At 72.8% G+C, this 10,434-nt stretch carries 12 protein-coding genes and 1 riboswitch; of the genes, 8 read left to right on the top strand and 4 right to left on the bottom strand.

All coding sequences use genetic code 11. The features are described 5' to 3' along the window. Positions 1 to 83 precede the first annotated feature (83 nt). A riboswitch (TPP riboswitch) is annotated at positions 84 to 210 on the top strand. From WD794_16650 to WD794_16635, 4 genes are all read left to right on the top strand, one after another. Further along, positions 201 to 1,010: a thiazole synthase gene (locus WD794_16650; protein ID MEX2291943.1), complete on the top strand. Its 810-nt coding sequence runs from the start codon at positions 201 to 203 to the stop codon at positions 1,008 to 1,010. (Overlaps the previous riboswitch by 10 nt.) Continuing rightward, the gene (thiH, locus tag WD794_16645; GenBank protein ID MEX2291942.1) at positions 1,007 to 2,101 is read left to right on the top strand and encodes a 2-iminoacetate synthase ThiH; all 1,095 of its coding nucleotides are present in this window, start codon (positions 1,007 to 1,009) and stop codon (positions 2,099 to 2,101) included. The genes WD794_16650 and thiH overlap by 4 nt, the downstream gene beginning before the upstream one ends. Before the next feature lie 158 nt (positions 2,102 to 2,259). Beyond that, the gene (locus WD794_16640) at positions 2,260 to 4,761 is read left to right on the top strand and encodes a PA domain-containing protein (GenBank protein ID MEX2291941.1); all 2,502 of its coding nucleotides are present in this window, start codon (positions 2,260 to 2,262) and stop codon (positions 4,759 to 4,761) included. A 543-nt stretch (positions 4,762 to 5,304) separates the two neighbouring features. Then, positions 5,305 to 5,622 (top strand): Rv2175c family DNA-binding protein, encoded by a 318-nt coding sequence (locus WD794_16635; GenBank protein ID MEX2291940.1) that lies wholly within the window; start codon positions 5,305 to 5,307, stop codon positions 5,620 to 5,622. Positions 5,623 to 5,625: 3 nt separating this feature from the next. On the opposite strand, the gene WD794_16630 is transcribed toward WD794_16635, so the two are convergent. After that, positions 5,626 to 6,132 (bottom strand): phosphate-starvation-inducible PsiE family protein, encoded by a 507-nt coding sequence (locus WD794_16630; protein ID MEX2291939.1) that lies wholly within the window; start codon positions 6,130 to 6,132, stop codon positions 5,626 to 5,628. Between the two features lie 49 nt (positions 6,133 to 6,181). On the opposite strand from WD794_16630, the gene thiS reads away from it, so the two are divergent. Genes thiS through WD794_16610 form a run of 4 tightly spaced genes read left to right on the top strand, consistent with a single transcriptional unit; the run spans position 6,182 to position 7,701 of the window. Continuing rightward, complete coding sequence (gene thiS, locus WD794_16625) at positions 6,182 to 6,373, top strand: sulfur carrier protein ThiS (GenBank protein MEX2291938.1); 192 nt, start codon at positions 6,182 to 6,184, stop codon at positions 6,371 to 6,373. 13 nt (positions 6,374 to 6,386) lie between these two features. After that, on the top strand, positions 6,387 to 7,019 hold the full coding sequence (thiE, locus tag WD794_16620; GenBank protein MEX2291937.1) for a thiamine phosphate synthase: 633 nt from the start codon (positions 6,387 to 6,389) through the stop codon (positions 7,017 to 7,019). Continuing rightward, a complete protein-coding gene (locus WD794_16615) occupies positions 7,016 to 7,342 on the top strand; it encodes a lycopene cyclase domain-containing protein (protein MEX2291936.1) in 327 nt (108 codons plus the stop codon). The genes thiE and WD794_16615 overlap by 4 nt, the downstream gene beginning before the upstream one ends. Next, the gene (locus WD794_16610) at positions 7,339 to 7,701 is read left to right on the top strand and encodes a lycopene cyclase domain-containing protein (GenBank protein MEX2291935.1); all 363 of its coding nucleotides are present in this window, start codon (positions 7,339 to 7,341) and stop codon (positions 7,699 to 7,701) included. The genes WD794_16615 and WD794_16610 overlap by 4 nt, the downstream gene beginning before the upstream one ends. Here the strand turns inward: WD794_16610 and WD794_16605 are convergent. Genes WD794_16605 through crtI form a run of 3 tightly spaced genes read right to left on the bottom strand, consistent with a single transcriptional unit; the run spans position 7,670 to position 10,423 of the window. Then, positions 7,670 to 7,936, bottom strand: coding sequence for a DUF6480 family protein (locus WD794_16605; GenBank protein MEX2291934.1), 267 nt, complete (start codon positions 7,934 to 7,936; stop codon positions 7,670 to 7,672). The two genes, WD794_16610 and WD794_16605, sit on opposite strands and share 32 nt — an antisense overlap. 37 nt (positions 7,937 to 7,973) lie before the next feature. Next, positions 7,974 to 8,900, bottom strand: a complete 927-nt coding sequence (locus WD794_16600) for a phytoene/squalene synthase family protein (GenBank protein ID MEX2291933.1) — start codon at positions 8,898 to 8,900, stop codon at positions 7,974 to 7,976. Then, a complete protein-coding gene (crtI, locus tag WD794_16595) occupies positions 8,897 to 10,423 on the bottom strand; it encodes a phytoene desaturase family protein (protein ID MEX2291932.1) in 1,527 nt (508 codons plus the stop codon). The genes WD794_16600 and crtI overlap by 4 nt, the downstream gene beginning before the upstream one ends. Positions 10,424 to 10,434 lie beyond the last annotated feature (11 nt).

The following is a 10,434-nucleotide window of genomic DNA, read 5'->3' as shown; positions in this document are numbered from 1 at the left end:
GTGGGGCAGTAGTGATTGGAGAGTACTGCTGTGACTGCCGGCCGCCGCCGCGACACGCCGGCCGTCGCGGCCGTAGGATGGGGTGGTCCAGACCGGGGAGCCCGTGGAGACGGGCTGAGAGGCCGGCAGACCTGCCCGCGGGCGGGCCGCCGGCGACCCGTAGCACCCGATCGGGGTCGTGCCCGCGTGGGGAGTCGCACGTGACCGTCCTGCCTGACCTGTGGAGCGTGGGCGACCGCGTCCTGACCAGCCGGCTGCTCGTCGGCACCGGCAAGTTCCGCTCGCATGTGGTGATGCGGGAGGCGCTGGTCGCCTCCGGGGCCGAGGTGGTCACCGTCGCGCTGCGCCGGGTCGATCTCGACCGCGTCGCCGGCAACGGGGGACAGGGTGGCGACGTCCTGGATTTCGTGCCGGCCGACCTGCACCTGTTGCCGAACACCTCTGGTGCCGTCGACGCCGACGAGGCGGTCCGGCTCGCGCGGCTGGGTCGGGCCGGCACCGGCACCGACCTGGTCAAGCTCGAGGTGACGCCTGACCCGCGCACCCTCGCGCCCGACCCGATCGGGACGCTGCGGGCGGCCGAGCGACTGGTCGCCGAGGGCTTCACCGTGCTGCCGTACTGCAGCGCCGACCCGGTGCTGTGCCGCCACCTCGAGGAGGCCGGCTGCGCCACGGTGATGCCGCTCGGTGCCTGGATCGGGAGCAACCGCGGGCTGCGCACCCGCGACGCGATCGAGGTGATCGTCGCGCAGGCCCATGTGCCGGTGGTGGTGGACGCCGGGCTCGGCGTGCCCAGCGACGCGGCCGAGGCGATGGAGGTCGGCGCCGACGCGGTGCTGGTCAACACCGCGATCGCGGTGGCCGCCGACCCGGTCACCATGGCCCAGGCCTTCGCGCTGGCGACCCGCGCCGGGCGGCTGGGTCACCTCGCCGGCCGCGGCGCCGTGCGTGAGCAGGCCGAGGCGTCCTCGCCGCTGACCGGCTTCCTGGCCGGGCCGGACCAGGAGTGAGCGCGCCCCCCGGCCGCTTCGCGCGGTTCCTGGCCGCGGCGCCTGCCCCGGCGTACGACGATCTGGACGCAGCGCTGGCCCGGCCCTCGCCGGAGGTGCTGCCGACCCTGCTGTCGGCGTCGGCGCTGCCGCGGCTGGAGGAGCTCGCGCAGCGGGCCCGTGAGGTGACCCTGCAGCGCTTCGGGCGCGCCGTCCGGCTGTTCGCGCCGCTGTACGTGTCCAACGCCTGTCTGTCCTCGTGCACCTACTGCGGCTTCAGCAAGGGGCTGGACGTCGCGCGCAGGACGCTGAGCGTGGACGAGGTGGTGGCCGAGGCCCGCACCCTGGTCGGCCGCGGCTTCCGGCACCTGCTGCTCGTCTCGGGCGAGCACCGGGTGGAGGTCTCCGCCGACTACCTGGTGGCCTGCGTCGAGGCGCTGCGCCCGCTCGTGCCGTCGATCAGCGTCGAGACGCAGACCTGGAGCGACGACACCTACGCCCGGCTGGTCGCGGCCGGGCTCGAGGGGGTCGTGCACTACCAGGAGACCTATGACCGCGAGCGCTACGCGCAGACCCACCTCGCGGGCTGGAAGCGTGACTACGACCGGCGCCTGTCGAGCACGGAGCGGGCCGCCGAGGCGGGGGTGCGCCGGCTCGGCATCGGCGCGCTGCTCGGGCTGTCCGCCGACTGGCGCAGCGACGTGCTGGCGGTCGCGCGGCACGCCGTCTGGCTGCAGCGGGAGTACTGGCGCACCGAGGTCACCGTCTCGCTACCCCGGATCAAGCCCAGTGCCAGCGGTTTCCAGCCGCTGGTGGCCGTCTCGGACGCGGAGTACGTCCAGGCGCTGTGCGCGCTGCGGCTGGCCGCACCCGAGGCGGGCCTCGTGCTCTCCACCCGCGAGCCGGCGGCCCTTCGCGACGGGCTGGTCCGCATCGCCGTCACCTCGATGAGCGCCGGGTCCTCGACCGAGCCGGGCGGCTACCGCACGCCCGGCCAGGCGCAGGAACAGTTCTCCGTCTCGGACGAGCGGTCGCCTGCCGAGGTGGCCGCGATGCTCGAGGCGGCCGGCTACGAGCCGGTCTGGAAGGACGCCTTCCCGCTGCACGCCTGAGCCCCGTGACCCGTTCGTGACGCGTCGCGCCCGCGGCCGTCTTGCGGGTGCCTCTGCGGCGAACGTATGTTTCGGCCCTCCCGGGCAGCAGCCTGTGGACACGACCTCCCGGCGCCGCCTTCCCCGGCCGGCGGCGGCTGTCCAGAATCGTGGTGCAGATGATCGCGTCGACAACGCCGAAGGCGGCCGTGGGCCTGGCCCTCGCCCTGGCCGTGGGTCTGCTGCCCGCGCTGGCCTCCTCCGCCTCCGCCGGCCCCGACGAGCAGCACGGCGGCACCGCCGGGCACCTGCCCGCCACGGCGCACAACGTCCGCCTCGTCGGTACCGCGCGGGTGGCCGACCGCAGCCCCACCACCGCGCCGCCCGAGGGCTCGACGCCGCTGGAGAGCCGCGTCGCGGACGTGGCGGTCTCGGGCAACTACGGCTATCTCGCCGCCTTCCGTGAGCCGGACTGCACGGACGGCGGGGTCTTCGTCGTCGATCTCACCGATCCGGCCGCGCCCGTGGAGGTCCCGGAGGCCTTCATCGCGACGACGGCGGGTTCCTACGTCGGTGAGGGCCTGCAGGTCCTGCGGATCGGCGCGCGCGACGTCCTGCTGTTCAACAACGAGGTGTGCGACGACCAGACCGGCAAGGGCGGCATGACCCTGGTCGACGTCACGAATCCCCGGAGCCCGGTCGTCCTGGCCGCGCACGCCGGGGACACCACCGGCGACGGCACCGACGATGCCGCGGTGACACCCGTGCACACGATCCACAGCGTGTACGGCTGGGTGGACGCCGGCCGCGCCTTCGCTGTCCTCGTCGACAACGAGGAGGACAGGGACGTCGACATCATGGAGATCACCGACCCGACGGCGCCGGTGATGCTCTCGGAGACCAGCTTCGTCGACGACGCGCGGGTGGTGCAGGCCGATCCGCCGAACGGCAACAGCCGGTTCCTCCACGACGCGGTGGTCACGGAGATCGACGGCCGCCAGACGATGCTGGCCTCGTACTGGGACAACGGCTTCCTTCTCCTCGACGTCGAGGACCCGACCGCCCCGCAGCTGCTGCGCGACACCGACTACGCGGCGACCGAGCCCTTCGCCGCCCGACTCGGCCTGGCGCAGGACCTGGAGCCCGAGGGCAATGCCCATCAGGCGGAGTTCAGCCCCGACGGCTCGCTGTTCCTGGGCACCGACGAGGACTTCAACCCGTTCCGGGTGATCGCGACGATCACCTCCGGGCCGGGGGCCGGGACCGAGGCCACCGCCACCAACGGCAGCGACACACCGGCCGTCACGGACTCCCGCACGCTCAGCGGCACGACCGACTTCGTCGGACGCGGCTGTACCGACACCGACCCGGCCACCGAGGGTGACCAGAGCGACCCGTACCCGACGAAGGCCGGCGACATCGCGGTGATCGAGCGCGGCGCCTGCAGCTTCCAGGACAAGTACGACCGGGCCGTCGCGGCCGGCTACACCGGCGTCATCGTCTTCAACAGCACGGCCGGCTGTGACGCGCTGCTCACCCCGGCGGTGAGCGGCCCGACGGTGCCGTTCGTCTTCGTGACCCGCTCGACCGGCCTGCAGATCCTGAACCAGACCCCCGCCGCGGACCCGTGCGCCCAGGAGGCGCCCCCCCTCGGGGGCGACACGGCCGACGTCGCGATCCGCGGGGTGTTCGACGGGTGGGGCTACGTGCACCTCTACGACACGGACACGATGGCCGATCTCGGTCAGTACGCCATCGACGAGGCGCTCGACCCGGCCTTCGCCACCGGCTTCGGTGACCTGTCGGTGCACGAGGTGGCGGTCGACCCGAAGGTGCCGGGCCGGGCCTACCTGGCCTACTACTCCGGCGGGCTGCGGGTCATCGAGTACGACCGTGACGGCATCCGGGAGATCGGCGCCTACATCGGCCCGGACGGCAGCAACCTCTGGGGTGTCGAGTACTGGACCAGCCCGACGACGGGGCAGGACTACGTCCTGGCCAGCGAGCGCGACGGCGCGCTGCAGGTCTTCCAGTACGCCCCGGAGGCCGGTCCGGCCCCGTCGGCGTCCGCCACGCCGACCCCGACCAGCACTCCGCACGGCGATCCGGCACCGAGCCCGCTGCCGTGTGCGACGACGACCACCACGCTGCAGACGAGCACGATCGTCGCCACCGGCTCGGCGGAGGTCACCGTCCGCACCGCCGCCGGCAGCGCCGTCGAGCTCTGGGCCTACACCCGACCGTCCTCGACCTTCCAGCGGGTCCGCACCGGGACCGCCGACGCGGACGGCCTCGCCCGCTTCACGGTCCGGCCACCGGCCAACACTCGGCTCTACGGGGTCCAGCCGGGCTGTGACATCGACGTGGCCGGCCAGAGCGTCGTGCTCAACGTGCGTACCGCGCTCAGTCTGTTCGTGCAGCGCAACGGCACGCGGGATTACACCTTCACCGGTGACTCGCTGCCCGCTCGGCGCGGTGGCCTGATCGTCAGCCTCTACCGCGTGACCACCGACGGGCGGCAGGTGCTGACGGCGCAGACCCGGGCCGACGCGGCGAACGGACAGTGGCGCATCGACCGGCGCTTCACCGGGACCGGGCGCTTCGGCTTCGTCGTACGCACCGGGCAGGACCTGCAGAACGCGCCCGGCAGCAGCAACGTGCGGTCGTTGCTCGTGTACTAGCGGCAGCGGACCCCTCGGCGTGTCGGATGCGGATCCGGCGAGCGGCGCCGGCCGGGCCGGACCATCTCGGTGCCAGCGGCCCGCACAAGCGGGCGCTGCTGGCACCGAGAACTGTCGTGGCCGGGCCTCATAGGTGATGCTCCTACTGCACCCAGCGCGTGAGGTGGCTGCGGCGTCGTCACAGAGCCGCTAGTACCGTGCGCCCCGCCAAGATCTTCACGCCTGGTGATCTTTTGGTTGCTGGATCGGCAGCGGACACGCCGGCGCGTCTGCTGCGAATCCAGCATCCAGAAGATCAACTGCCGACGAGCCGCCGCACGAGAGGTGCGATTAGCGGTTGCCCGGTCGCCCGACGTGCCGCCGCGTCCGAGAGCCGGCATCAGCGGCCCTGGCGGTGCGGTGCCGGGCTGCTCGCTGGGCTGCTCGATCCATCTCGGTGCCTCGCCTGTGCCCGGAGCAGGCACTGCGGGCACCGAGAACGCCCGGCACCGAGGACGCCCGGCACCGGGCCTGGTCGGACTCCCTATCCTGACGGCTGTGGAGATGCTGACGCTGACGGAGGTGGCGGGACGGCTGGGGGTCGGGCCGACGGGGGTGCGCGACCTGGTCAAGGCCGGCCAGCTGCTGACGGTGCGGACCGACCAGGGCGTGCAGGTGCCCGCCGACCAGCTCGACGGCGACCGGATCGTCAAGCACCTGGTGCCGGTGCTGACGCTGCTGCACGACGCGGGCTACTCCGACGAGGAGGCGCTGCGCTGGCTGACGACGCCGGACGACACGCTGCCCGGGACACCGCTGCAGGCGCTGCACGAGAACCGCGCCACCGAGATCAAGCGTCGGGCCCAGGCGCTTGGCTGGTAGGGCTCACAGCTCGGCGGCGGAGTCGGTGTTGGAGCCCTCCTCGGGCTCCTTCTCCTTGCGCCGCAGCAGGACGGCGGCTGCCGTCAGGACCAGGATCAGCCCGCCCAGCAGGCCCACCTCCGTCAGGGCCCGGGCGAACTGCGGCCCGTCGTCGAGGTAGTCGCTGGGCGCCTTCACCGCCAGCACGATGATCTCCTTGATGCAGACCAGGATGCCGGCGATGAGGAACGGCTCGGCGACGATCTGCCGCTCCTTCAGGGTGATCCGCACCGCGTAGAGCAGCTCGACGAAGATGAAGACCAGCAGGATGGCATCCAGCGTGTCCAGCAGCGCGTCCGACGTGCCCGCCCCGGCGCCCTTCACCAGCGCGATCGACGCCTGCACGATCAGCACCCCCGCACCCACCGACAGCAGCACCGCGATGGCGACGTAGACGACGTCCTCGACCACGGTCAGCGCCTTGTTGCCGAGCCGGACATGGGCGGGCGGCTGCTTGTCGGGCGGCGTCATGGACCGATCATGCCTGCCCTGCTGCCGTAGGGTGGGTCGAGTGCAGCTGATGGTCAACGGACGTGCCTCACAGGTGCCCGACGGGACCGCCCTGCCGGCGTTGATCGAGTCGCTCGGGCTGCGGGTCGGCTCGGTCGTCGTGGAGCACAACGGCGCGGCGTTGCTGCGCTCGGAGTTGGCGGCGGTCGAGCTGCGCGACGGGGACCGGCTGGAGCTCGTGCGGGCTGTGGCGGGTGGCTGACCATGCAGCCGGCCTGGCCCGGCACGCCCGGCTGGCCGAGGCCCGGCTCTACCTGTGCACGCCGTCGCGGCCGGACCTTGCGGAGTTCCTGGACGCGGTGCTGGCCGGCGGTGTCGACATCGTGCAGCTGCGCGAGAAGGGGCTGGAGGCGCGCGAGGAGCTCCGGCTGTGCGAGGTCGTGGCGCAGGCGGCCGGGCGGCACGGCGCGCTCTGGTCGGTGAACGACCGGGCCGACCTCGCCCTGGTCGCGCGCCCCGACGTGCTGCACCTGGGTCAGGACGACCTGCCGGTGGCCGCGGCCCGCCGCATCCTCGGCCCCGACGTGCTGGTCGGCCGGTCCTGCCACGACGAGGCGCAGGTGGCCGCCGCGGCGCTCGAGCCCGGCGTCGACTACTTCTGCGTCGGGCCGACGTGGCCCACCCCGACCAAGCCGGGGCGGCCGGCGCCGGGGTTGCCGCTCACGCGCTACGCCGTCGGGCTGGGCAGTGCCCGGCCGTGGTTCGCGATCGGCGGTATCGACGCCGGCAACCTCGACCAGGTGCTCGCGGCGGGCGCCCGAAGGGTCGTCGTCGTCCGGGCGCTGACCGAGGCGGCCGATCCGCAGGCCGCGGCTGCCGATCTCAAGGCGCGGCTGGTCGCGGAATGAGGTCGCTGGCCTACCTGCTCGTGCTGGCCGGCTGCCTGGTCGGTACGGCGCCGCTCGAGGTGCTGCTCGGCACCCGGGTCTACGCGCGGTGGCGTCGGCTGCTGCTGACGCTGCTCCCCGTCGCCGTCGTCTTCGTCGGCTGGGACCTGCTCGCCGTCCGCGCCGGCCACTGGGTCTTCGACCCGCGCCAGGTCACCGGTCTCCAGGTGGGCGGACTGCCGATCGAGGAGCTGCTGTTCTTCGTGGTCATCCCGATCTGCGCCGTGCTCACCCTCGAGGCGGTGCGTGCCGTCAAGGGGTGGACGGTCGGCGACGAGCCGTGACCTACACCCAGGCCGCGCTGCTGGCCGTGGGCGCCACGGTGCTGCTCGACCTGCTGGTGCTGCGCACCCGGCTGCTGGCCCGCAAGGCGTTCTGGACGGCGTACGCCATCGTGGTGTTCTTCCAGCTGGTCACCAACGGGATCCTGACCGGCCGGGGCATCGTGGCCTACAACGGCGACGTCATCGTCGGCAGCTCGTCGTACCCGGGCCAGACGCCCACCCTGCTGGGTGACGGGCGGATCGTCTTCGCACCGCTGGAGGACCTGCTCTTCGGCTTCGCGCTGATCGTGCAGACGCTGGCGTGGTGGGTCTGGTGGGGCCGGCGGATCAGTCGCTCGGGAAGAAGCTCGCCCCGGTGATGACGGCGATCGCGATCACGAAGAACGCCAGGAACACGAGCGCGACGATCATCGGGGTGCGGTTGCCGTTCACCGGCCCCATGTTCGGCGCCTTGTGCGCGTCGCCCGAGGCGCCGGAGGTCTGGCCGTCGTCGGGCGGGATCGCCCCCGGCCTGACATCGCCGCTGGCCTCGCGGCTGGTGGCGGTCTCGGACGGGTCGCGTCCCTGACGGCTGCTGGCGCTGTCTTCGGTCACGTCCGGATGGTCCCCGCAGTGGGAGAGTCCAATCCCCTCAACCGGTGGTGCGGCGGCGGGCCGCCCATGCCCGCGTCAGGCCCGGGGCGGCCACCCTGGCGCGCTGAGCGGCTCCCACGCCGACCCGCTGGCCGAGCACGGCGTAATCGGCCGCCTCCACCTCGTCCAGGATCCCGCCGTACAGGCGCAGGGCGGTCTGGATGCAGGGCCGGCTGGTGGGGTGCAGCAGCCGGGTGCCGTGTGCGGCGGAGCGGTAGATCTCCCGGGTGCGGGCCACCTCGAAGGCGAGCAGCCGGCGTACCGGCCCGTCCACCACGCCGTGCTCCAGGTGCTCGCGGGTCACCCCGAACACCTCCAGATCCTCCGCCGGCAGATAGATCCGGCCGCGGCGCAGGTCCTCGCCGACGTCGCGCAGGAAGTTGCTCAGCTGGAAGGCGATCCCGAGGTCGCGGGCGTAGGGGTCGGCGACCTCGCGCGGCACGAGCGGCTCGAGGATCGGCACCATCTGCAGCCCGATCACGGCTGCCGAGCCGTGGACGTAGGTCATCAGGTCCTCGTAGCGGGCGTACGACGTGACCGTCAGGTCCATCCGCATGCTGGCCAGGAACGCCTCGAAGTACTCCATCGGCAGCTCCCACCGGCGCACGGTGTCGACCACGGCCCGGCAGACCGGATGCTCGCTGCCGCCGCTGGCGACATCGCGCGCGAACTGCTCGCCCCAGCCGATCAGCCAGTCGGCCTTCTCGGCGTCGCTGAGCGTGCTGCCGAGGTCGTCCACGATCTCGTCGGCGTAGCGCGCGAAGCCGTACAGCGCGTGGACGTACGGCCGCTTCCAGGCGGGCAGCAGCAGCGTGGCCAGGTAGTAGGTCTTGCCGTGGCCGGCGTTCAGCCGGCGGCAGGCCTCGTAGGACGCCCGCAGCTGCGGATCCCGGATGCCGGCCGCGTCCAGCTCGCGCGCACTCACAGCGCGCGGGAGCGGTAGGTCCGGTCCTTGCCCAGGATCCGTTCGGCGGCCAGCCGGCCGGAGATCAGTACCATCGGCACCCCGACGCCCGGCTGCGTCCCGGAGCCGGCGAAGACCACGCCCGCCACCCGGGGTGCCAGGTTCGCCGGGCGGAACGGCCCGGTCTGGAAGAACGAGTGCGCCGCGGCGAACGGCGCGCCCTGCTCCATCCCGCGGCGCTGCCAATCGGCGGGTGTCGTCACGTGCTCGACCTCGATCGCGTCGCCGAAGCCGACGTAGCCGAGCGCCTCGAGCCGCGCGACCGCCTCCTCGCGGTAGCGCGGGCCGACGACCTGCCAGTCGATGCCGGCGCTGGTGTTCGGTGTGGGCAGGAGCACGTAGTACATGTGCCGGCCGTCCGGCGCGAGCGTCGGGTCGCTGTGCGTCGGGTTGGTGACCAGGATCGACGGGTCGCTCATCAGCGACTTCTCGTCGATCAGCTCCCGGAAGACGCGCTTCCAGGAGCGACCGAAGTGGATGTTGTGGTGGGCGATCCGGGAGTACGGCTGCGTCGACCCGGCGAGCAGCAGGAAACACGAGGGGGAGTACGACAGCGTCTTCACCCGGGCGGGCGTGGCCGCGGGCGGCAGCAGCTCGCGGTAGGCCACCGGCAGGTCCGGGTTCAGCACCACGACGTCGGCCGGGAGGCGCTCGCCGTCAGCCGTCTCGACGCCGACCGCGCGGCCGTGCTCCACCAGGACCCGCGAGACCGTCGTGTCGTAGCGGAACACGACGCCGTGCTTTTCTGCCGCCCCGGCCAGCGCCCGCGGCACCGCGTGCATGCCCCCCTTCGGGAAGAAGACGCCGGCGACGGAGTCCATGTAGGCGATGACGGCGTAGAGGGCGAGGGCGTCGTACGGCGACAGCCCGGCGTACATCGACTGGAAGGACAGCACCCGCTGGGTGCGAGGATCCTTCAGGTACTGCCCGACCTTCGGCGCGAGCCGGCCGAAGCCGCCGATCGCGGCGAGCCGGGCCAGGTTCGCCGTCAGCAGGTCCAGCGGCGAGTCGATGTTGCGGTCGATGAAGTCCTTCATCTCGTACCGATAGAGCGTCGAGACGAAGTCGACGTACGCCAGATAGCCCTTCGCCTCGGCCGGACCGCAGACCCGCTCGACCTCCGCTGCCATCGCGCCGGCGTCGGCCCTGACGTCGAGCGTCGACCCGTCGGGGTAGTACGCGCGGTAGAGGGGGTCGACCGGCGTGAGCTCGAGCCAGTCCGCGAGCCGCTCCCCGACGCAGTCGAGGGCATCGGCGATCAGGTCCGGCATGGTCAGGACGGTGGGGCCGGTGTCGAACCGGTAGGTCCCGTCGCCGCCCGGCGACGGGACCTCGAGCAGCCCGTTGCGGCCGCCGGGCACCGCCGCGCGCTCGAGCACGGTGACCTCGCGGTCGGCGCCGGCCAGTCGCAGTGCCGCCGACAGCCCGGCGAGCCCGGCTCCGACGACGACGACGCGGTCGGTCCTGCCGGGGACGGTCTTCACGCACGGAAGCG

Source organism: Mycobacteriales bacterium (assembly GCA_040902655.1).
In the GTDB taxonomy this organism is placed as follows: domain Bacteria; phylum Actinomycetota; class Actinomycetes; order Mycobacteriales; family SCTD01; genus SCTD01.
This window is presented reverse-complemented; position numbering and strand designations above follow the sequence as displayed.

Excerpts from the sequence above, each read along its gene's own strand:
- WD794_16640 (MEX2291941.1), top strand. The coding sequence starts at position 2,260 with ATGATCGCGTCGACAACGCCGAAGGCGGCCGTGGGCCTGGCCCTCGCC.
- WD794_16635 (MEX2291940.1), top strand. The coding sequence starts at position 5,305 with ATGCTGACGCTGACGGAGGTGGCGGGACGGCTGGGGGTCGGGCCGACG.
- WD794_16630 (MEX2291939.1), bottom strand. The coding sequence starts at position 6,132 with ATGACGCCGCCCGACAAGCAGCCGCCCGCCCATGTCCGGCTCGGCAAC.
- thiS (MEX2291938.1), top strand. The coding sequence starts at position 6,182 with ATGGTCAACGGACGTGCCTCACAGGTGCCCGACGGGACCGCCCTGCCG.
- WD794_16615 (MEX2291936.1), top strand. The coding sequence starts at position 7,016 with ATGAGGTCGCTGGCCTACCTGCTCGTGCTGGCCGGCTGCCTGGTCGGT.